Annotated in this window: 22 protein-coding genes and 2 pseudogenes; 19 read left to right on the top strand and 5 right to left on the bottom strand. The window is 33.8% G+C overall.

Features of this window, described 5'->3' with window-relative positions; all coding sequences use genetic code 11:
- Positions 1-132 precede the first annotated feature (132 nt).
- From I6L50_RS21970 to I6L50_RS21950, 5 genes and pseudogenes are all read left to right on the top strand, one after another.
- On the top strand, positions 133-972 hold the full coding sequence (locus I6L50_RS21970) for a YitT family protein (protein WP_003190353.1): 840 nt from the start codon (positions 133-135) through the stop codon (positions 970-972).
- A 235-nt stretch (positions 973-1,207) separates the two neighbouring features.
- Positions 1,208-1,885: a response regulator transcription factor gene (locus I6L50_RS21965; RefSeq protein ID WP_219303082.1), complete on the top strand. Its 678-nt coding sequence runs from the start codon at positions 1,208-1,210 to the stop codon at positions 1,883-1,885.
- A gap of 1 nt (position 1,886) precedes the next feature.
- A complete protein-coding gene (locus I6L50_RS21960) occupies positions 1,887-3,263 on the top strand; it encodes a sensor histidine kinase (protein ID WP_219303080.1) in 1,377 nt (458 codons plus the stop codon).
- Between the two features lie 532 nt (positions 3,264-3,795).
- Complete coding sequence (locus tag I6L50_RS21955) at positions 3,796-4,296, top strand: GNAT family N-acetyltransferase (RefSeq protein ID WP_219303078.1); 501 nt, start codon at positions 3,796-3,798, stop codon at positions 4,294-4,296.
- A gap of 149 nt (positions 4,297-4,445) precedes the next feature.
- Positions 4,446-4,574, top strand: a pseudogene (locus tag I6L50_RS21950) (DinB family protein); the annotation flags it as partial.
- Positions 4,575-4,801: 227 nt separating this feature from the next.
- Here I6L50_RS21950 and I6L50_RS21945 read toward each other — a convergent pair.
- Both I6L50_RS21945 and I6L50_RS21940 read right to left on the bottom strand, forming a co-directional pair.
- Positions 4,802-6,061: an MFS transporter gene (locus I6L50_RS21945; protein ID WP_002084581.1), complete on the bottom strand. Its 1,260-nt coding sequence runs from the start codon at positions 6,059-6,061 to the stop codon at positions 4,802-4,804.
- 69 nt (positions 6,062-6,130) lie between these two features.
- Positions 6,131-6,754: an ArsR/SmtB family transcription factor gene (locus I6L50_RS21940; protein WP_219303737.1), complete on the bottom strand. Its 624-nt coding sequence runs from the start codon at positions 6,752-6,754 to the stop codon at positions 6,131-6,133.
- A gap of 185 nt (positions 6,755-6,939) precedes the next feature.
- Between I6L50_RS21940 and I6L50_RS21935 the strand changes: the two genes are divergently transcribed.
- Complete coding sequence (locus I6L50_RS21935) at positions 6,940-8,004, top strand: ABC transporter permease (protein WP_002185435.1); 1,065 nt, start codon at positions 6,940-6,942, stop codon at positions 8,002-8,004.
- Positions 8,004-8,675 (top strand): ABC transporter ATP-binding protein, encoded by a 672-nt coding sequence (locus I6L50_RS21930; protein WP_002084586.1) that lies wholly within the window; start codon positions 8,004-8,006, stop codon positions 8,673-8,675. Before I6L50_RS21935 ends, I6L50_RS21930 begins: the two co-directional genes overlap by 1 nt.
- Before the next feature lie 72 nt (positions 8,676-8,747).
- Here the strand turns inward: I6L50_RS21930 and I6L50_RS21925 are convergent, their stop codons facing one another.
- Together I6L50_RS21925 and I6L50_RS21920 are read right to left on the bottom strand one after the other, a co-directional pair.
- Positions 8,748-9,908 carry an LPXTG cell wall anchor domain-containing protein gene (locus I6L50_RS21925; RefSeq protein ID WP_219303076.1) on the bottom strand — a complete coding sequence of 387 codons (1,161 nt, stop codon included), beginning with the start codon at positions 9,906-9,908 and terminating at the stop codon, positions 8,748-8,750.
- A 120-nt stretch (positions 9,909-10,028) separates the two neighbouring features.
- Complete coding sequence (locus tag I6L50_RS21920; RefSeq protein ID WP_219303074.1) at positions 10,029-10,610, bottom strand: AAA family ATPase; 582 nt, start codon at positions 10,608-10,610, stop codon at positions 10,029-10,031.
- Between the two features lie 442 nt (positions 10,611-11,052).
- Between I6L50_RS21920 and I6L50_RS21915 the strand changes: the two genes are divergently transcribed.
- From I6L50_RS21915 to I6L50_RS34990, 3 genes are all read left to right on the top strand, one after another.
- Positions 11,053-11,526 (top strand): DUF4188 domain-containing protein, encoded by a 474-nt coding sequence (locus I6L50_RS21915; RefSeq protein WP_002128099.1) that lies wholly within the window; start codon positions 11,053-11,055, stop codon positions 11,524-11,526.
- A gap of 188 nt (positions 11,527-11,714) precedes the next feature.
- Positions 11,715-12,635, top strand: a complete 921-nt coding sequence (locus I6L50_RS21910; RefSeq protein ID WP_219303736.1) for a class I SAM-dependent methyltransferase — start codon at positions 11,715-11,717, stop codon at positions 12,633-12,635.
- A 67-nt stretch (positions 12,636-12,702) separates the two neighbouring features.
- Positions 12,703-12,837, top strand: a complete 135-nt coding sequence (locus I6L50_RS34990; RefSeq protein ID WP_255288373.1) for a hypothetical protein — start codon at positions 12,703-12,705, stop codon at positions 12,835-12,837.
- A gap of 96 nt (positions 12,838-12,933) precedes the next feature.
- On the opposite strand, the gene I6L50_RS21905 is transcribed toward I6L50_RS34990, so the two are convergent.
- Positions 12,934-13,371 (bottom strand): Lrp/AsnC family transcriptional regulator, encoded by a 438-nt coding sequence (locus I6L50_RS21905; RefSeq protein WP_000372086.1) that lies wholly within the window; start codon positions 13,369-13,371, stop codon positions 12,934-12,936.
- A gap of 142 nt (positions 13,372-13,513) precedes the next feature.
- Here I6L50_RS21905 and I6L50_RS21900 point away from each other — a divergent pair, with 142 nt between their 5' ends.
- From I6L50_RS21900 to I6L50_RS21860, 9 genes and pseudogenes are all read left to right on the top strand, one after another.
- The gene (locus I6L50_RS21900) at positions 13,514-14,095 is read left to right on the top strand and encodes a DJ-1/PfpI family protein (protein ID WP_219303072.1); all 582 of its coding nucleotides are present in this window, start codon (positions 13,514-13,516) and stop codon (positions 14,093-14,095) included.
- 216 nt (positions 14,096-14,311) lie between these two features.
- Positions 14,312-14,947, top strand: a complete 636-nt coding sequence (locus tag I6L50_RS21895; protein ID WP_000637405.1) for a LysE family translocator — start codon at positions 14,312-14,314, stop codon at positions 14,945-14,947.
- A 536-nt stretch (positions 14,948-15,483) separates the two neighbouring features.
- Positions 15,484-15,942, top strand: coding sequence for a VOC family protein (locus I6L50_RS21890; protein ID WP_098501465.1), 459 nt, complete (start codon positions 15,484-15,486; stop codon positions 15,940-15,942).
- Positions 15,943-16,344: 402 nt separating this feature from the next.
- Positions 16,345-17,583 carry a DUF4073 domain-containing protein gene (locus I6L50_RS21885; protein WP_219303070.1) on the top strand — a complete coding sequence of 413 codons (1,239 nt, stop codon included), beginning with the start codon at positions 16,345-16,347 and terminating at the stop codon, positions 17,581-17,583.
- Positions 17,584-17,831: 248 nt separating this feature from the next.
- Entirely contained in the window at positions 17,832-18,827 is a 996-nt protein-coding gene (gene cuyA, locus I6L50_RS21880) for a D-cysteate sulfo-lyase (RefSeq protein ID WP_219303069.1), read from the top strand.
- A gap of 133 nt (positions 18,828-18,960) precedes the next feature.
- The gene (locus I6L50_RS21875; protein ID WP_219303067.1) at positions 18,961-19,590 is read left to right on the top strand and encodes a class I SAM-dependent methyltransferase; all 630 of its coding nucleotides are present in this window, start codon (positions 18,961-18,963) and stop codon (positions 19,588-19,590) included.
- Between the two features lie 537 nt (positions 19,591-20,127).
- Positions 20,128-21,573 carry a L,D-transpeptidase family protein gene (locus I6L50_RS21870; RefSeq protein WP_219303065.1) on the top strand — a complete coding sequence of 482 codons (1,446 nt, stop codon included), beginning with the start codon at positions 20,128-20,130 and terminating at the stop codon, positions 21,571-21,573.
- Between the two features lie 345 nt (positions 21,574-21,918).
- Positions 21,919-22,134, top strand: coding sequence for a hypothetical protein (locus I6L50_RS21865; RefSeq protein ID WP_193665134.1), 216 nt, complete (start codon positions 21,919-21,921; stop codon positions 22,132-22,134).
- A gap of 146 nt (positions 22,135-22,280) precedes the next feature.
- Positions 22,281-22,448, top strand: a pseudogene (locus I6L50_RS21860) (DUF1259 domain-containing protein); the annotation flags it as partial.
- Positions 22,449-22,655: the final 207 nt, after the last annotated feature.

Raw genomic sequence — 22,655 nt, 5'->3', positions numbered from 1 at the left:
GGATATAGGATAAAGTTGTTTTATCATCCTATATTAAAATAAAAATAAACCACTGTTCGATTTGAATATTCCACGATATAATGGTGAGAGTTTATGGCAGAATAAATATTTACATAAGAAGTGAGGTACTGTATGAAAAAAAGAACGACAGACATTATTTTTATTATTATTGGTGCATTTCTTTTTGCGTTAGGTGTCAATTTGTTTGTTATCCCGAACGAGTTTGGTGAGGGCGGGGTAACAGGTATCACGATTATTACGTACTATTTATTTGAGTGGTCACCAGGCTTAGTCAACTTAATCTTAAATGCAATATTGTTAATAGCTGGTTATAAATTTTTAAACAAGATCACAACAATTTATACGATTATTGCTGTAGTTACGAACTCGCTATTTCTTCATTTGACAGAAGGCTGGACGATTACTTCAGATGAAATGCTCGTAAATGCCATTTTCGGAGGAATATTTATCGGGTGCGGGATTGGTCTTATTATTCGCGTTGGCGGAACAACAGCAGGTACTACCATCTTAGCAAGGATGACGCATAAATATTTAGGATGGAGCATTAGCTATGGTTTACTGTTCTTCGATTTAATTGTTGCATTTTCATCTTATTTCATCATTGGTGCAGAAAAACTGATGATAACAATTATTATGCTATATGTAGCAACGAAAGTGATGGAGTTTGTAATTGAAGGTTTAAATCCGAAAAAGGCTATTACGATTATTTCTGATAACCCGAATGAAATTGCCGGGAAGGTAACTACCTTAATGGGCAGAGGGGTTACTGTGTACTCAGGTCATGGCTATTACACGAAAACTCCGAAGGAAATTCTTTATATTGTTATTAATAAGCAAGAAGTAGTGAAGCTAAAACGGATTGTTCAAACTACGGATCCGGCTGCGTTCATCGCTATACACGATGTTCGTGATGTGTTCGGAGAAGGATTTGTTGATATTTCTAAAGCTTAGTAAGAGTAGAAATTGTTTTTATTAAAATAATCTTAATACTAAAACGAAAGAATCTATTTTGAATAATTTTTTTCAAAATAGATTCTTTTTATTTATCTTAAAATGTTGGCTTGTAGCGTATTATGTATCAACTCTTATTCAAAAAAACTAATAGCAGTTTGTTTTTCTTTTTCTTGCAAAAAGTACAATTGTTTCTTAATGTAAGAATGTAGAAGGTTGAACAAGAGAGGGTTTAATGAAGATGATACATATTTTATTAGCTGATGATGATAAACATATTAGAGAGTTATTGCATTACCATTTACAAAAAGAGGGCTTTAAAGTTTTTGAAGCGGAAGACGGAAAGGTAGCGCAAGGCGTTTTAGAGAAAGAAAATATTCATCTTGCGATAGTAGACATTATGATGCCGTTTGTTGATGGCTATACGTTATGCGAAGAAATCCGGAAGTATCATGATATACCTGTTATTTTATTAACTGCAAAAGATCAGCTAGTCGATAAAGAAAAAGGATTCATTTCTGGTACGGACGATTATATTGTAAAACCATTTGAACCAGCTGAAGTAATTTTCCGTATGAAAGCTTTATTGCGCCGTTATCAAATGCTTAGTGCTGATATTATTACATTACACGGAACGACTATTGATCGAAAAGGGTTTGAAGTGAAGTGTAACGGTCAGACGATTTTGCTTCCATTAAAGGAATTTGAATTATTATCACAACTTGCTAGTTATTCTGGAAGAACCTTTTCAAGAGAAGAATTAATTGAATTAGTATGGGGAATGGATTTTGAAGGAGATGAACGAACAGTTGACGTTCATGTGAAGAGGCTACGAGATCGTTTTTCAAAACGAACAGATGATTTTCAAATTACGACAGTACGCGGACTCGGTTATAAGTTGGAGTTGAAATAAAATGAAATCACTATATTCTAGATTTGTTTTTATGACAGTCGGTATTATGCTTCTTAGTAGTATTATCGGTTTTTTATTAACGAACGTATATTATCAAGTGAAGTTAAAACCGTACAATAGTGAAAAGATTTTAATGTATGCTAAAGAAGTAAAATCATTATATGAAAAGCAAAGTGAAGAGAATAAAGAGGCATACTTACAGTCTATTGCGAAGTTAGGGTATGAAATTTATATTGTAGATGACGAAAATCATGGAAAGCGTATTGGGAATGCGTTTCGTAAGATAACAATTAGTGATGATACCGTTCATAAAGTATTGCAAGGTGAGACGTTTAATGGCGTTTCCACATATCCAACGCGCCTCTTTATTACAGGATTTTTCGATAATGAATTAATTAATAGTGTCGGTGTACCGCTAAAACACGATGATAAACAGTACGCTTTATTCATTCGCCCTGACATTCAGCAACAATTCGGCGAAATGAGAATTTTTCTAGCGGTATTACTCGGTTTCATCGTTGTATTAAGTATCATTTTTATAGCGATTGCAGCAGGTTATATCGTTCGTCCTATTCGAACATTTACGAAAGCGACTCAAAAGATTGCAAGTGGTGAATATGATATTGAATTAGATGAAAATCGAAAAGATGAAATTGGTACACTAGCGACTAATTTTCAAAAGATGACGAAGAGTATTAAAGAATTAGATCAAATGAGGCAAGAGTTCGTTTCTAACGTGTCGCATGAATTTCAATCGCCGCTTTCTTCGATACAAGGTTTTTCGAAAACATTACAATCGGAGAATATGAGTGAAGAGGAAAGAAAACATTATTTGAAAATTATTGAGGGCGAAAGTAAGCGGATGTCTAGTTTATGTAAACAGTTACTTACGCTCGCTTCATTAGATAAAGAAGAGAAAGTTTTACAAATAAAAGAATTCAATCTGCAGAAGCAAATTAAAGACGTCATTTTTATGCTTGAATGGAAATGGCGTGAAAAAGATATAGCTGTCGAATTTGATGTGCCGGACATCATCATAAACGGTGATGAAAACTTACTTCATCAAGTATGGAGTAATATTTTTACGAATAGTATTAAGTTTTCAAACGACGGCGGAACGATTGAATTTGTTGTAGAAGAATTAGAATCAAGTGTGATGATCTCTATATCAGACAACGGAATTGGTATGGAAAAAGAAGAAATGGATCGTATATTTGATCGTTTTTACAAAGTAGACACAGCTAGGGCAAGAAACGTAGAAGGTAGCGGTTTAGGGTTGTCGATTGTGCAGAAGATTGTTGAACTGCATCAAGGAAACGTTTCAGTTTATAGCACGAAAGGAGAAGGGACGACTGTTCGGGTTGAGCTTCCTAAATAAATGAAAAAGAAGACATGTGAATGTACATCATGATTATCATTGTAGTAACGTGTATTCAATGTCACACATAATATCAAAAAAGTACATCACTTATATATTTAAAGACACATAAATATCAATAGTAAAGATAGTAAGGGGTGAATGCCCCTACTATCTTTTTTTATCTAAACAGATAAATTTAAAATACATAGTCATAATAGATAATCTATGATATTAGGTATATTATTTTATGGTGGAGGACGTAGCCTTGGTGCGAGGACCTTGACTTTAAGTATTTAAAGGAGTTAGTAGCTAAATGACAATATCCCTTAAGCAAAAAAAATAAAGGATAAATAGCATGAGGTTGTATCCATTAGAGAAGCACAAACAGATAATGGGACAATGTACTATCTTAGGGATGAAAACTTGGACTTTATACCATTGGCCAATAAATAAACTTTTTAATTCAACTAACTGGCATAGTTGAAGAAGGAATTTCTCTAAACTTTGAAGAATTTATATTCAAAAATATGTTAAGGAGCTTGTCAATTATATGGGATCCATTAGCAAAATCGAAGTGAAGCTACGAGATATCATAGAGGAAGATCTTCCTATCTTTTTCGAACAACAACTAGATTCAACGGCGAACTATATGGCTGCTTTTACAGCTAAAGACCCCACTGATAAGGACTCATTTTTTGACCATTGGACAAAAATTATCGCTGACGAGACCATCACAATTAAGACTATATTATTGAATGGCATTGTCACTGGACACGTCTCGAACTTTGAACAGTTCGGCGAATCCGAAGTAAGCTACTGGATTGGGAAGGAATATTGGGGTCATGGTATTGCAACTTTAGCGTTGTCAGAGTTTCTGGAGTATATTAAGATACGCCCACTCTATGCTCGTTCCGCTAAAGATAACCTCGCCTCCATCAGGGTATTGGAAAAATGCGGGTTTAAAATCATCTCTGAAGATAAGGGTTTTTCCAACGCAAGAGGCAAGGATGTTGAAGAATTTATTTTGAAGCTTGAACCTTATGATATGTAATTTAATACCTCAATTCGTATTTGATGAAGATGAATATAGGACAGAGATTAATAACATCTTATTGAACTAACGCATGCGTTAGTTGAACAAACATTAAAAAAGCCTGTATCAACGATTACTTGGTAATCAACGATATAGGCTTTACCTTTTCCGAAAAAGAGCTTGAACAAAATTCATTTGAGGGTAAATTACTGGACACCATGCTTCATGATGCTTATCGTACAGGCCGAATTATTCAATTAAGGAAGATACAGAGGGCATGGCCATCAAATCGTTAACTGAACGTTTTAGTTATTCCATTAAAGGGCGCTATTGTTGAATAAAACTTAGATTTTTAAACAACTTTATTGTTATATTTTTTAGTGAAGTGAAGTATCTTACATACAAAATTAAACAAGCATGATCCCGTCCTATATTTAGAACGGGGTTATGCTTGTTTGAGATAATAAAATTAAATAATTTTATTATAACTACACATTACGGATTAGATAATATTTTCTTTCTGCTATAAAGCCGCACCTTTCCCGCGCTCTTCCTTAAACCGAAGCCCAAAAGTATCCGCTGTAATTTCATCAGCTTTCGGCAATGAACGTAATTTCGGATGAAGTAGCCATACGAGAGAAATGAATAAAATGCCGATGCTAGCGAGCGCGAAAATGAGTTGGCTACTAAATACATTTGCGGTGTATCCGCCAATTAAAGAGCCGAACGGCATAGCGATTGTACCCATGCTTCGTGTGACTGAATTGATGCGTCCAAGATATTGATTTGGAATTAAAGTTTGACTAATTGTCGCAAATAATATGTTGGTCGCACCAATTGGTATCCAAGCTAAGCCGAATAAAAAAATTGATAACCATTGAAACGGTACAAACGTAGAGAGAAACCAAAAGAAAGCGCTAGTCGCAAAGCTAATAATGGAGACATGGCTAATATTATGTTTACCAACCCATGAACTGAATAGTGCTCCAATTAAACTACCGGCGGATATAGCGGCTAAAAAGAAACCGTATAATTTAACCCCTCCTAAAGAATCGGCGAAAGAAGGGAGTATTGCCATCGTCATACCGATTGAAAAATTAGCGACAACTGAACCGATTAAGAAGATGCCCATTAATGAACGAAAGACGATTGAAAAGCCTTCTTTTAAATCAGAGAAATATTGCTTTGTTGAAAGTGATGTGCCTGTTTCGGTTTGTGTCGGCATTTTTAATGAAATAAACAAAATCGCAGTAATCGCGAATGTGAAAGAGTCGATTATATATAAAGTGATTGCGCCAAGTAATGCTACTAATATTCCGGAAAGAGTTGTACAAACTAAATCAATGCCTTGATAAGCAAAGGAAAAGAGTGAGTTTCCCTTTAATAATTGTGTTTTATGCAGTAGAAGTGGTAAAGCTTTTGATTGTGCGGGATAGGCGAATTGTTCGATAAAGGCTACGATGGGCATAATGATGAGTAGTAGCTGAACTGTTAATAGATCGAAGTAGTGTGTAATAGGAATGATTAATATAAGAATGCATTGCAGGACTTGTGTGATTACAAGGGTGTTTTTGATTGACCATCTATCAACGAATGGACCGGTAAGAAATTGTAATGCAGAAGGTAATAATGTAAGGAAACCAGCCAATCCAGAATAAAAAGGATCACCACTCAGCTCATATACGAGCCACATCGCTGCTACATAATACAAACTATCTCCTATGTTTGTAAAAATTCTCCCTAAAAATAGTAAGAGGAAATTCCGGTTTTTTAATATGTCCACTTTATCTACTCCTTTATAAAAAATTTATTCGGTAAAATAAATTTGACCGTTTATGTAAAAAAAATCGCATTACGATTTTTCTTCTTTTTTTACAAATTGCTGCATTGTTCTCTCAGCGATTTGAAGTGCAGTAGTAGAAATATAATAAGCTTTACTATTTGGATCTTTATCCGCACTTTTTGTGATTTCGTTTAATTCAGACATCACTTCATGAAACTTTTTCACCCACACTTGAAATTGTTCTGGCGTAGCATCAAATTCCCAGCAGGATGAAACGTAATTCCACTCAGCGGGGTCTTCACTTGCATTTCGTAATGTAAAAGATTCTTCTGGTGCAGCGAGAATATGGCTTTTCGTTCTTTCCGTCATTTGTAAAAAGATTTGGCGACCTGATTCGCTTAATATTTCTAAATGAGGTAATAGGTCCGCGGCAGGGGTAAATCCTTTAGCGACAGATTGATAAAACTTTTGAACGATGCCATTCTTTTCTTCTGTATATACGATTTCTATAAGGCCATTCTTTTCTAATTCTTTTAAATGATAATGAATTTTCGCCCTTGAAATGCCGAATTTCTCAGATAGTAATTGTCCAGTATAAGGACGTTCGCATAGACGTATCATCATTTCGGCACGTAGTGGATCGCTTATTGCTTTTAGTTGGCTATAAGTAGTTAGTGTTAATACGGGCTTCAACATGATCAACTCCTTGAATTAAATTACTCGGTCAATATTATTTGACTGAATTGTATCAAGGATTCTATTTATTTTCAATACTTTCAGAAGATTTATTTTTTTGCTCTGTAATCTTCTGTTCATATTCCGTTCATATTTCTTTTTTATGATAAGTGCATAGAAAGTAATAGGAAGGAGCGAGCGAAATGTTTTTAGCTCTGCGTGAATTAAAACAATCAAAATTAAGATATGGATTAATCGGACTTATTATGGTGTTATTATCATTTTTAGTCCTTGTAATTTCAGGATTAGCAAATGGATTATCATACGATAATGCTTCATCGATTCAAAATATGGAGGCAAATAAATTTGTACTAGCGGATGATGCGGAAAATAAATTACTTCGTTCACAAATTAAGAAAGAAGATGTAGATAACGTAGTAAATCAAGCAGGCGAGAAAGAGGCAGTTCCGTTTCGTGTGAAAGTTTCAACGTATGAAAAGAAAGATAGTTCGAAAAAAGTTGATGTCGCTATTTTCTCAAGTGAACGTGATTCATTTTTAGAACCGAAAATTGTAAAAGGTGAGAAATTGGGTACAGCAAATAACGAAATGGTTGCCGATGAATCAATTAAAGAAAAAGGTATCGATATTGGGGATACAATTATTGATCCTGTTTCAAAGAAAGAATTTAAAATCGTTGGATTTACGAAAGATCAAATGTTTAGCCATACACCAGTCGTTTATGTAAATGAAGACGTATGGGGCGCTATTTCACAACCAAACCAAAAAGATTATAGTGCAATTGCGCTTAATACAGATAAAGAAATTAAAAATGCACATGTTATCGACAAAAAAGAAGTATTACAAAGTATTCCAGGATTTAAAGAAGAGCAAGGAACATTAACGATGATTATCGCGTTCTTACTTGTTATCGCTGCGTTACTAATCGGTGTATTCTTCTACGTAATTACGTTGCAAAAAACACAGCAATTAGGTGTACTAAAAGCAATCGGTACGAAAAACTCTTATTTAGCAAATAGCTTAGTCGTGCAGGCGTTATTCTTATCAGTCGTTGCAATGGTAATCAGTATTGTTCTTGTACAAGGATTAGAACAAATTTTACCAGCGGGTATGCCGTTCTTATTAACAACACCGATGATTGCACAATATGCAGCAATCTTTATCGTAATTAGTATTTTAGGAACACTTATTTCGTTATATCAAGTATTAAAAGTTGATGCATTAGAAGCAATTGGAGGCGGGATGTAATGACTTCATTATTAAAATTAGACAAAGTAAGTAAAGTGTACGGAGAAGGGAATACGGAAGTAACAGCCCTTCATCCGATGTCGCTTGATGTGAAAGCTGGAGAGTTTATCGGGATCGTCGGTCCTTCTGGATCAGGGAAAAGTACGTTATTATCAATCGCGGGTGCTTTATTATCACCGTCAAAAGGGGATATTTACATTCGTGAGCAAAATATTACGAAGTTATCAGAAAAGGAAATGACAGACATTCGTTTGAAAAAAATCGGCTTCATTTTCCAGTTCGCAAATCTTGTTCCATATTTAAATGTAAAAGAACAATTGCTTTACATTGCAAAGTTAAAAAAAGAAAACAAACAAGAATCAGAAAAACGTGCGGATCACTTGCTAGCAGCATTTGGATTATCTGAAAGAAAAACTCATTATCCAAATCAACTATCGGGTGGGGAAAAACAAAGGGTAGCAATCACTCGTGCTTTCATGAACAACCCAGATTTAATATTAGCTGATGAACCAACTGCAAGCTTAGACTCAAAACGCGCACGTGAAGTTGTGGAAATGATGAAACGTGAAGTGAAAGAAAGTCAAAAAGCAGCAATTATGATTACACATGATGAAAGAATGCTTGATGTATGTGATCGTATATTGACGCTTAGAGATGGGCAGTTAATATAAAGAAAAAAGGCCAACCGTACATATATGTGCAGTTGGCCTTTGTATGATTATTTTAAAATAGATATAATGGCTTTATTTTGAGAATAACGTTTTAATTTTATTTCGTGTTATTAATAAAACCCCGCCTAATACAGATAACATACCTAAAGTCATATTATTTGATTGTTCACTACCAGCGTTAGGAAGTTCTTTAGCATTGTTTTTCGCTGGAACAGTAGTAGTTGTAGTGTTATTATTCACTGTCGATTGTTTAGGTTGTGATACTTCACTAATTTTGTTATCTACATTTTGCTTTGTTGTATGTAACTCAGCTAATTTGTCATCAATTTTTTTCTCAGTATGTTTAAAATCGTTTATTTTAATATCTAAGTCTTGTTTTTTCTTTGTTAAATCATCTGAAACAGTTTGTTTCGCTTGTTTCATTTCGTTTATTTTATTTAGTAAATCTTGTCTAGCTTCTTGTAATTCAGCAAGTTTGTTTTTTACATCTTGTTTAGCTAGTTCTAAGTTAGCGGAAAGACTATCTAAATTGCCTTTAATTTTCTTAAGCTCCTCTAACGTGTTCCCAGTATTCGGCTTATTTTCTTTTAGCTCAGCAAGTTTGTCCTCAGCAGTTTGTTTCGCTTTCTTTAACTCAGCTAATTTTTCATCTACCTGTTTTTTTACTTCCTTAAGTTCATTAACCTTCTGATCGATGTTCTCTTTATGTTGCTTAATTTCATTCACTTTTTCATCAACAGTTTGTTTATGTTCTTTAATCTCATTAACCTTTTCATCAACAGTTTGCTTATGCTCTTTAATTTCAGCAACTTTTTCATCTACTTGCTTTTTATGCTCTTTAATTTCAGCGATTTTATCTTCGGCGATTTGTTTGTCTTGCTGAAGTTTTGCATCTAACTCTTGTTTATGTTGTTTAATCTCGCCAATTTTTTCATCTGCAACTTGTTTACGTTCATGTAGTTCATTAACCTTTGTATCAACATTTTCCTTAACTTGGTTAAGTTCATTTAATGTTTGACCCACATTTTCTTTGTGCTGCTGTAATTTCGCATCTAACTCTTGTCTATGTTGCTTAATTTCAGCTAAGCGATCTCCCGTACTTTGCTGGGGAGTAGCATCAGTTACTTCCGCATGAGTAGAGTTTGCGCCAGCAATCATTGCTAAAGCTAGTGTAGACGCAGCGATTGTTTGTTTTGTTTTCATATTTTTGTACCTCTTTTCTTTCATATGCATGAGCTGTTTTGTGTAAAATTGAGCATATAGAAGTAGATTATTTTATTATTATATACCATGTTCGGCGCCTAGAGGAAGTATTTGCATAAGAATCTATGATTATGTGATTCTTATAGTCTTTTATTTTGGGATAGGGGACAAATCTTCAGCAAGATGAACAATTTCTTCTATAGTAGATTTCACATCTTTACTATCGCGAATAACAAACAAATAATCAGCCTCATTTTCTACAGGATGTACTACATCTTCATGCAGTGATTCGGCCTGTTGGCGATTGAGTACTTCTTTGAAACTGGAATAGTTACCTCTAAATATATTTATACTTCGCTTACTACGAGCTACTCTTTCATAAAGAATATCATCTGGAATGTCAAAACGAACGAGTATGCGTACATATTCCTCTTCCTTAAACAGCTCATTCAGCAAATACATCCGGCCGTTTCGGCTTCTATTTGAGTTGCAAATGATAAGGTGTAAATTTGTATGTTCTTTTGCATAATCAACAATGAATTTCGAAAGAGCGTGCTTAAATGTATTAGGGCCTTCAGTTGGCTGTAATTTTTCATAATGCGTGTTAATAAATTCTGCTTGGTTATCTTGATCCATAACGAAAGAGTGGGGGAACTTTTTTTCTAGTTCTTTAGCAAATGTTGTTTTTCCACTGTGGGTTTTTCCTACTGTAATAATGACTAATCGTTTCATATTGGCCTCCATATGTATTGTTATAATCTGGAATGTTCGGTGTGAATCGACAATTTTCCTGCCGGAGAAAATACAAAGTGGCTGAGTAGTAATGGGCTGAAAATTTCACCGAAAAACTTATTTATCCAATAATCCCCTAATGTGAAAAGTGTGATGTGATGTTGTCCTAACTCAAATGAACTAAAAAATATTCTGTTTAGAAAGGGGGCGACAATGCTATCGTTATTGAAATATATTATGGAAATGTGCCTGGTGAAAAGGAGGTCTAGAACAAATATTAAAAATAGCTGTTAATAATAAAAAGGTAGGAAACATATACCCTTTATTGTTAAGTACAGCCTTTCATAATCTATGTTGAATCAATTGGAAAATTCATGGAAAAGTGTTATGGTTTATTTGGGAGCTGCACATTATTTATGTTCAGTAAAAAAGGGGGATTAAAGTGGGGGCTAAAATTTTTAACGGCAGGCATATAGCCAATAGCAAGGATCAAGAATTTGTTGTTTTTATTATTGGTATGCGTATTAATAACCTATTAAAATTTTGGAAGTGGATACCAGTTTTTAATGCTATGGGACCTATGATTAAAGAATTGTATCAAAATCCACAATGGGGGTTCTTACATACAGAATTCTTATTTAGTTGGAGAAAAGTAATCCTAATTCAATACTGGAAGGGATTCGACGAATTAGTAAACTATGCTCACGGAAAAAATCATTCATATGCTTGGAAATCCTACAATAATAAGATTAAAGATAATGGGAGTGTCGGTGTTTTTCACGAAACCTATCAAATAGAAAAAGGTGCTTCTGAAGCAATCTATGTTAATATGCCAAAAACAGGTTTATCTAGAGCTACCGAACACATACCGGTATCTCAAGATACTAATACTGCTCAAAAAAGAATGAATAAATAATTCTGAAAATTGTGTATATAATTTCGATGTTCCTGCCGGAGAATATACAAAGTGTCGGAGTGTTAGCAGGCTGAAAACTTGACAAAAAAACTTATTTACGCTATAATTTGCCAATATAAAAATAAAGTGTATAATAGGGTTCTCCTGGCCAGGGGGACCCTATTTTTGTTGTGAAAATGAAGGAGTGTATGTGCGTGAAACAAGGTGAATCAAGTGTAACATCGTTAGTATCAGCTTTCGGAAGGGCGTATCATAGTGAATTTGATAGTTCTAAAATCTTTGATGATTATGTAGCTAAAGATCTTATTTCACAAAAAGAACGTAATGATATTGAAACGAACATGGTTCAAGGAATACATTTTTTCAATAAAGACATTGCAGAGCAGTTTCAAGACAATCCGAAAGAAATTTTAAAATGGATTACACAAGTTCAATTATCACCAACACCTTTGGCACGCGCGGCATATTGTGAAAGAGTGCTATTACATGAAATTGCATTAGGCGCGAAGCAATACGTCATACTCGGTGCAGGCTTAGACACGTTTAGTTTTAGACACCGAGAATTAGAAAAAAAAATAGAAATATTTGAAGTGGATCATCCTTCTACGCAAGAGTTTAAAATACAAAGAGTGAAAGAAGCAGGGCTTGAAATCCCAAGCAATCTTCATTTTGTTTCGATGGATTTTACTAAGGGTTTCTCTACGCAAAAATTAGTAAATGAAGGATTTGAAAATACAAAGACTTTCTTTAGTCTTTTAGGTGTTACTTATTACTTAACGAAAGAGGAACTTTCTAGTTTACTAGACTGTTTATTTGCGATGGTTCCAGAGGGGAGTTCTATCATTTTCGATTATCCTAATGAAAACTTATTTACGGAAAAAGGATTGTCTAATCGAGTTGAAAACATGGTGAAAATGGCTGCAGTAGGCGGAGAACCGATGAAATCGTGTTTTTCTTATGCCGAAATGGAAGCACTATTAGAGAAGGCGGGCTTACTCATTTATGAGCACTTAGCACCAAAGGATATTCATACATTATATTTTGAAGGACGAAACGATTATTTAGAAGCTTTTGAGACGGTGCATTATGTACATGCGGTGAAGAAGTAGAGAATTAGTAGGCATGGGGAGAAATCTCTGTGTCTTTTTTTTGTAAAAAAGGAAATGAGGTGTAGTGATGGGAAGTAATAAGCATGTTGCTATTGGAAGTAGAGGGATTGTGAAGAATAATTTAAATGTTTATATAGGGGTAATTGCACATCGTTATCCAGCTAATAAAAATGGGTTACCCAAAAACGATAAAAATGATTAGAGACCCTGATTTTTATACAGTCAAAAAAATCAGGGCTATTTTTAAAGGATTAAGGATTATTGAGTAAGTAATAGTTAATTGATTGTGCCAGTATTTTTATTCTTCACTAATAAAAGGAGCAATTATTTTTTTTTCATAAGAAGATAACACGATATTCGTTGATGGTGTACCATATTGCATTGTATCATCAATAAATTGTTCTAAACTTTCTACAGAATACGTTGCTAATTTGACAATATAGCTAATTTCCCCTGCTACTCTGTAACACTCAAGTACATCTGGATGATTATAGCAAAAGTTAGCTAATGATTTACAATCCTTTGATTTAAACAATATAAGTGCAGAAATTGGACGGTTTATTTTTTTTAGAGAAACATGTGCATGGTAACCTTCAATAATTTTTTGCTCCTCTAACTTCCGTACTCGCTCAGTTACTGACGGAGCAGATAAGTGAACGGCTTCTGCTAGATCCTTCATTGAAATTTTTGCATTTGACTGTAATAATCCCACGATTTTTTTATCAATTTGATCCATAAATTATCCAACCTTTTTTTATAAAATAGAATAACCTAAATTCCTTATATAATAAAGCCAAACAATCAAATATCCTTATCAAACTTATTTATCAGCCTTATATATTTGTATAAAATAAGGATAACAGGAGGCGATTTACGATATGAAAAAGGTTTTATTATTATTAGCTGATGGATTTGAAGCAGTAGAAGCTAGTGTATTTACAGATGTACTAGGTTGGAATAAATGGGAGGGAGATGGATCAACTGAGGTCGTAACAGTTGGCCTTCGGAATAAATTAACCTGTACTTGGAATTTTACTGTCATACCCGAAAAAACGGTTGATGATATTCAATTAGATGAGTTTGATGCATTAGCTATTCCAGGAGGTTTTGAAGAAGCTGGCTTTTATCGGGATGCATATAGTAGAGAATTCTTACATGTTATTCAACATTTTTATGCCCAGCAGAAGCCTATTGCCAGTATATGTGTCGCATCATTAGCGCTTGGAAAAAGCGGAATTCTTACAGATAAAAAAGCCACCACATACAGTCATCCGACGAGTAAACGAAAAGAGCAGTTAAAGAATTTCGGTGCAATAGTACAAAATGATTTAATCGTTCAAGATGGAAACATTATTACATCTTCAAATCCAGGTACAGCTTTTGATGTTGCATTTTTATTACTTGAAAAACTAACATCTAAAAAGAACGTTAAACATGTAAAGGATCTTATGGGGTTTTAGGCATTGCTCTTCAACAAAGGGATACTTGGAGTATTTTAAAATATCTTAACGAACATGGTCCAAAAGAGTGGTCATCTAATTGGGTGATTGCTCCAGATAAAAGAGAATGGAAATAATCTGTAATAACAGATGGTAATGAATCGATCAAAGGTAAGTGCCCTTTTCATGCATAATTTAATAAAAAGAATAATAATTGATTAAAATAGGAGAATTTTTATGATTGTAACACTCTTTACATATATATTGTTAGGTTTATCTTTATCAATACCTGCAGGTGCTATGACTGTCCAAATGACTAAACAAGGAATGAGAAATGGTTTCGTACATGGCTGGTTTGTAGGTATAGGAGGAATGACTGTAGATTTATCTTTAATAGTTCTGATTTATCTAGGGTTCTCTAGTGTATTAACCAATCCGTGGGTAGAAGCAGTTATGTGGTTACTAGGTTTTGGGTTTTTAATGTTTATTGGAATAGAAAGTATTAAAGAAGCAAAGTCAGAAGTTAACATAGAGGGAGAAGATCCTAATAAATCTTTATTAACAGCTTATTTATCTGGTTTTATGATTGCTATATCACCGGCTAATATTGTCTTTTGGATAGGGGTCTTTGGGCCGGTTCTAGTTTCTTCATTAGGTAGTGCAAGTACATCAACATTTATATTAATAGCTGTAGGTATTTTATTAGGTATCTTTATGCATGATATGGTCTTATTAAGCTTTGTTCATTTTACTAGACGGTTTCTAAATCCAACCTTTATTAAATGGGTATCTATATTTGCCGCAATAGTACTATTCGGATTTAGTGGTTATTTTGGTTACGAGTTTATAAAACAAGTAATTACTTTTATTTAAAAAGCATAACTCTTATAAACTTAAATATGGTAGTTGAAATATAGATGAAAAAGATACGCATTTTAAACCTAAACGCAACGTAATTGTAAATATGTTATATTACGTAGGCATCCCCTCAAAAATTTTTTGATTCCTGGGGGAGGGTTAAATTCCTTACACATAGCCTTTAAAAAAGAAACAACCTTTACTATAATTGACGGTGTATGAACTTAGCTTGATAGTGATGGGGTAATTGCACATACCTATTTACTGAAAAATATTAACTAACTCCAAGAGTCAAAAGCGCTATTCTTACTAAAAGAATAGCGCTTTTTTATTATTTTAGTATGATTTCATCTGAATGTATTGGAGATTTCTCCTGCAAAAGTAGTAGAATTTTTATTTGAATTTACTACCTCAGTTGGATTTATCATATTTCAATTTCGATAGAATAGTAAATAGGTATATTGGATATGGAGATAAATTACAATGATTATACATACTTCAGATTTAGAATTACAGTAACTACTTAACTAATAAAGAAAGGAATAAGCAGAATGATACAGAACATATATGAAACACATTTACATGTAAGAGATTTAGAAAAGGCGATAGATTTCTATCAAAATAAGTTGGGGTTAGCATTAGCAAGAAAACTATCCAAAAGAAAGGTGGCCTTCTTTTGGGTAGGAGAAAGTAAAAAGCAAATGCTTGGAGTATGGGAAGTACATAATATTGAAGATTTTGAGATAAAACACTTTGCTTTTGGTGTAGATTTAGAATTTCTAAAGACTTCTAAATTGTGGTTAGAGAATCGTGGAATAGAAGTGGTGGGAAGCCAAGGGAAAGGAAATCAAGAGCCAATTGTCCAAAGGTGGATGCCAGCTGCAAGTGTATACTTTCTGGATTGTGATGGGAATAAATTAGAGTTTATTTCTATGTTACATGATAATCCAGATGAATTAGAATATGCATCTTATTTAAGTGAGTGGGAAGCGGAGCACCAAGAAAAATAAATGAGATTGTATCTATAAAAGGGGAAAAACGTTGTTTTTTTGTGAAAAATATACAGAAAAGATGGACGTTTTACTTTACCAGAGTTGTTCGGATTAAATGAAGAGAACTTAAAAAGGTAGAGTATTTTGTTGTAGTAATGTAACTGAGATTAAAAGACAACGTATTAAACTAAAAGATGTATTATATAAATTTACATTTATTTAATGTTAAAAGCTAGAAAGTTAGATTGGCGCGAATCGGTAATTGTGGAATGCGAAAAAAAGACAAAATCTCTTAAAAAATACTTAAATTTTTACTCCATTAATCTTTACAATCCCTCTTTATAATATGAATTGGACAAGCAACTAAGAGAACGCAAAACATGTCAGTTTATACATTCTATTATTAGGGGGAGAAATTGTATGAAAAAGGCAGTTGCTTCGTTAGCCGTTATGGCAGTGTTATTACCAACGTTTTCGATGAATGCTGAGGGAAAAGAACAAGCACAAGCACGAAAAACAGCGACGATGTTTAATGTTATTAGTGATATTCAAGGGGATTTAGGGGATTTTGATCACGTATTAAAAGATATGAACAAAGTGACACCACTTTCTAGAGCGCTTATTATGAATGGGGATATAACGCCAACTGGACAGCAGTCACAATATGATGATGTGAAGCGTGTGTTAAACAAGAATAAGCATCCGGAAAATGTATGGTCAACTGTTGGGAATCATGAATTTTACGCTGGTAAATGGACAGCTGATGGGAAACTCTCTCAAAATACATGGCCAAATGGTGTAACGGAAGAGACATTGTTTAATCGATATTTAAAATTTAGCGGACAAGATAAGGTATATCATAAAAAAGAATTAGATGGTTATCCGCTTTTATTTTTAGGAACTGAAAAATATATGAAATACCACGATTCAAAAATGTGGGATGAAGTATATATGAGTGATGAGCAATTAGGATGGTTAAAACAAAATTTAGAAGAGTATAGTCAAAAAGATAAAAATAAGCCAATTTTCATTTTCTCTCATCACGTTTTACCTGATACAGTATCTGGATCAAGACAAAATCCATATTTACAAGATTATTTAAACGTTGATAAATTGTACGATATATTAAAAGACTATCCGCAAGTAGTTTTCTTTACGAGTCATACACATTGGGATTTAAACTTACCAGATTGGGCTGGTAAAAAGAAAATTACAGGCGGAGATGAAAAAGGATTTACGGTTGTAAATACGGGCGGAATTGAAACTGGTTGGATGTCGGCTGGACCAAATGGTGGCGAGAAGACTGCGCCGGATGGATATTCTTTCAAACAAGGATTACAAATAAAAGCATATGGTAACGATGTAGTCGTAACGGCTTACGATTATAAACGTGATAAGGATATAAAGAAATTATCAATTAGTGATGCAAAAATCGCACAAATGGCACCAGATGTGACGGCTGATGATAGAAATAATGTAATCGTTGGTGCAACAGAATATATGGAGTACTCTGTAGAAGGAACGAACGAGTGGAATACGTATAATCCAGGAAAACCGCCAAAATTTGATGGCGACAAAATCGTATACGTACGTCACAAAGGAGAAATGAATTTAGAGCCAGGATTAACACAGCTTCTTCGTTTTTCGGCAAATAAGTGATTGGAGAGAGCCCGCATTTAAATGTGTGGGCTCTTTTTTGAGTGATGAGAAATGGATTTTGTAAGCCGTTTTTTGTCGGTAAGTCGATATTCTATGTTGAATCGCCAGTAAAAGTAAAATATCGCCTATATAATTTCATTTACTGAATTTCGATACATTTTTAATCCAGAAAGGTGACTTCATCATTTTTCCATGTAATAATAGTATGGTTACATTTACTGTGAAAGAGTATAAAAGGAGCGTTATTGATGAATTTAGCTAAATTTCCGAGAAAAAAATATACAGAATCATATACACCAATTGAAAAATTAAACAATTTTTCTGAAGCACTTGGTGGGCCAACTATTTATTTTAAACGAGATGATTTACTTGGTTTAACAGCTGGCGGTAATAAGACGAGAAAGTTAGAGTTTCTAGTTGCGGATGCACAGGAAAAGGGTGCAGATACGTTAATTACAGCTGGTGGTATTCAGTCAAACCATTGCCGTCTAACACTTGCAGCTGCGGTAAAAGAAAAAATGAAATGTATTCTTGTGTTAGAAGAAGGGCTTGAGCCAGAAGAAAAGCCAGACTTTAACGGAAACTATTTCTTATATCATTTATTAGGTGCTGAAAACGTAATTGTTGTGCCAAACGGAGCAGATCTTATGGAAGAGATGCATAAAGTAGCGAAAGAAGTTAGTGAAAAAGGTAATACACCATATGTAATACCAGTTGGTGGATCAAATCCTACTGGTGCAATGGGATACATTGCTTGTGCGCAAGAAATTATGGCACAATCATTCGAGCAAGGAATTGATTTCAGTTCAGTTGTTTGCGTAAGTGGTAGCGCTGGTATGCATGCTGGTTTAATTACTGGTTTTTCCGGAACGCAAAGCAAAATTCCTGTAATCGGAATTAACGTAAGTAGAGGAAAAGCGGAGCAAGAAGAGAAAGTAGCAAAACTTGTAGATGAAACGTCAGCTCACGTTGGTATTCCAAACTTTATCTCACGCGAAGCAGTTACATGCTTTGATGAATATGTAGGACCAGGTTACGCGTTACCGACGCCAGAGATGGTAGAAGCAGTTCAATTACTTGCGAAAACTGAAGGTATTTTACTTGACCCAGTTTATACAGGTAAAGCAGTAGCGGGACTAATCGATTTAATTAGAAAAGGTACATTTAATAAAGAGGACAACATTTTATTCGTACATTCAGGTGGCTCACCAGCTTTATATGCGAATACGTCTCTGTTTGCGTAAGTGTGAAAAAGCATTGGATATCCAATGCTTTTTTGTTTTGAATTAATGTTGAAATTTGATACAATTTCGTGAATATGCGATGAGTTTTCAACATTCAACGGTAAACAACGATATATATAAAGGAGATTGATGTATGACAGAATTTTGGGAAGCAAGTTTTATAGAAAATCAAATGATGTGGGGATTTGAACCTGCAGATTCCGCAATTTTGACGAAGGACTTTTTCCTTGAAAAGAAAGTGAAGGATATATTGATTCCTGGTATTGGGTATGGTAGAAATGCGAAGGTTTTTATTGATAACGGAATACATGTAACAGGTATTGAAATTTCAAAAACGGCGATTGAATTGGCGAGGGAAAATGAACTCAATGCTAATTTCTTCCACGGTTCAGTTACGGATATGCCTTTTGATAATAAACTTTATGATGGTATATTTTCTTATGCACTTATTCATTTGTTGAATAAGGATGAGAGAGAGAAGTTTATTAAAGATTGTTATAGTCAGTTAAAACCAAACGGATATATGATTTTTACTACTATTTCTAAAGATGCCCCAATGTTTGGGAAGGGGAAACAACTTGGTAAAGACTACTTCGAGATAATGGAAGGGGTAAAAATGTATTTTTATGATGTTGACTCGGTACAACAAGACTTTGGAAAATATGGACTGATGGAAACTACGGAAATTGTGGAGCCACATAAAAATATGGCAAGTAAACCTCCATTTAAATTTATAATGATCAAATGTCAAAAAACACTATAATTACAATTGTGTAAAAAATAGTGAAAGGTTACTTAATAAGCTGGTTGAGTAAGCGATTCACTCATTGTTCTTTAAAGGCGAAGTAAGGGGAGTCAAATGGCGTCCCTTACTTCGCTTAATTTAGGTTTAAAACATGTTCTAAACTTTCAATGAATCATTTGTTATATAATGGAATTATTGAAGCGTGAGAGGGGTGATTATATGAGTACAACATTAAGAGGGGTCATATACACAATACTCAGTATTTCTATAATATTAATAATTTTTTTAGGTTACGGATTATATTTGTATTTTAAGTGAAATGATAACTGAACCAAAGGGAAATAAAATAGTACTTAACTTTTTCAGATTTTTTGTAATGATTCACTACTTGTAAGGGATTATTCAGTGTGTCTTTCTATTAAAAAGTCTAAATTTAATCAATTAAATGCGATAAAATCTTTTTAAAAATAATGAAATTTTAGGAAAAATAAGGTACACTAGTCAATGGTTTTAGTTTAAAATCGATTGACGTTAATGTATACGGGGGAAAGATTGATGAACAATAATCCAATAAATGAATCAGTTGAAGAAGTTGAGAGAAAACGAGTAAGATCAAGCAAACGTTTTACAAATTGGAAGCTTATTGCAGCGGGTGTTGGTGTAATTGTACTTCTCATTGGAGGAATGAGTTATTATCAGGCAACTCACTTCAATTCAAATGTTACGATTAATGACACAAAAGTCGGTGGTCTGAACGCTGATCAGGCAATACAGAAATTAAAAACATCTGGACTAGAAAACAAAGTCTATGTTGATCAACAACAAATTTTAGATGAAAAAGATACAAAAACGGAACTTACGGAAAAAGATTTGCCTCAAGTTAAGAAACTATTAAAAAGCCAGTGGACATTTTTCCCTTCCTCAAAGGAAAAAAAATATTCAGTGCTACCGGAAAAGGCGGATCAGTATCGTAGTGAAACGATGAAAAAACTTGTAGAAGAAAAGCTCATCTCTATGAATGAAAAACTACAAGCGCCTCAAGATGCTATGGCGAAGCTGGAACAAGGAAAAGTTGTTATTTCGAAGAGCGTTGATGGAAAACAGTATGACGTTACTAGTCTACTGAAAGATTACGACAAGCAGAAGTATAAAAGTGAAATTCATCTGAAGTCTACATACATACAGCCTATTAAAGAAGACGATCCGATTGTTAAAAAAGAGGAGAAAGCACTACAGAATCTTCTTGGGCAGTCAGTTGAATATAAAGTGCAGAATGAAGTGTATCCTTTAAAAGCGAAAGATTTAATTCAAAATGCCTCTATGTCAAAGGATATGAAAGTTACAATCGATGCGAGCGACATTAAGAATAAGATTGCTGAAATTAATAATGCTAAATCAACATTAAATAAAAATTTCAGCTTTAAAACCCATTCCGGTTCGGTCATATCAGTAAAAGGACAAGGCTACGGCTGGGCACTAGATGTTGAAAAAGAAACAAAACAAGTTCAACAAGCTTTTGAAAAGGGTGAAAAATCGCTATCTGCTTCTAATATCCATGGAAATGGTTGGGAGAAGGAAGGTATCGGTTATGAAACAACATCGAATAATGGCATCGGAGACACGTATGCGGAAGTTTCAATTGCAGATCAACAAATTTGGATTTATAAAGATGGGAAATTAGTCGTCACAACAAATATAGTAACTGGTAAACATAGCACGAGTGAAGATACATCACCAGGTGTGTGGTACGTTCTATATAAACGAACACCATACACGCTGAAAGGCAGCGCAGTAGGTAAAGCTGATTATGCAGTTAAAGTAGATTACTGGGTTCCATTCACAAATAGTGGCCAAGGATTCCATGATGCAGGCTGGCGAAAAGACTGGGCAAATAATGCTTATTTAACAGGGGGATCAGGCGGGTGTGTAAACCTTCTTCCTAATGTTGCAAAAACTGTATATGATAGTTTGAACACTAATGATCCAGTTATTGTGTACTAGAAAATAGCTACGTATCAAGAAATAAAGCAGGAAATCTTATCTGATGGTACATGAAAAAACACCTCTTGAATTCGCATATTTAGTGTGCAAATTCAATGGAGGTGTTTTTGTTTGAAAACAAGAGTTCATTGCCTATAAGAAACGAAGTAGAAAGAGATTGAGATGATAAATAGATATTCAAATAGTCAATAAAATTGACACTGAATATCATTTTCATTTATTATGAAGTCGTCACATGTAATTGGACATGATTTTTGTGAAAAAGTTTACTTTTTTATTAATATAATAGATTTCTATTAAGGTGTCCCATTTAAGAATTAAAACGTAGGAAAGGGTAAAATAAAAATGAACTGGAAAAAAGGCGGATTATGGATTATTATTTTTTTCATTGTAAAAGGTACGATTTCTACACTTTTAATAGTTACAGGTGCTAAATATTTTGATTTATCATTTATGCAACTTTTCATACTAATACTGATCTTATTACTGATTTCTCTCATAAGTCGAAAATTGCTGCATAGACATAAACAAAACAAAAAGCAAAAAGAGCTAAATATATAATGAAGCCCCAGAGACCTTTGGATTTCTGGGGTTTTACTATATATTTAGCCTCTTACTATTTGTGGAAAGTAAAACTCCCAGCTCAAAATTTAGGTGGGTACAGAAGTTTGTTGGGAGCTGATTAAAGTCATGATCTATGTTGATTAAAGGAAGTCACTGAATTTGTTGCTACAATTATTAAACAAGGAATAATTGTTTCGTCTATACACAATGAGTGGTTATGTGATGATCCAAATTTAATTTACGTTAATATCGAAGACGTTGATGATCCACTAATTTTCGCAAGGAAAGTCAGAAGAGTATTATGCAATTAACCAATTTTTTTAGTTAAATGAGTGATTGTGTTGATTAGAATATTTCAGATTGTTGAATGGTATACTTGGAAAATAGATTTAAGTAGATGGTTTTATAAAATCTCATATATAGCTAAAAAGAGTAACTCCATTTTGATCGCTTTTTTTCAAAATGGAGTTTTTGTATTTACTTTTAAATAAGGACTGAAGAGAGCTTTTTAATCAATC

It is taken from the genome of Bacillus sp. FDAARGOS_1420, assembly GCF_019344915.1.
GTDB classification, from domain to species: domain Bacteria; phylum Bacillota; class Bacilli; order Bacillales; family Bacillaceae_G; genus Bacillus_A; species Bacillus_A mycoides.
The sequence above is the reverse complement of the archived record's forward strand: the minus strand, read 5'-3'. Positions and strand labels throughout refer to the sequence as shown.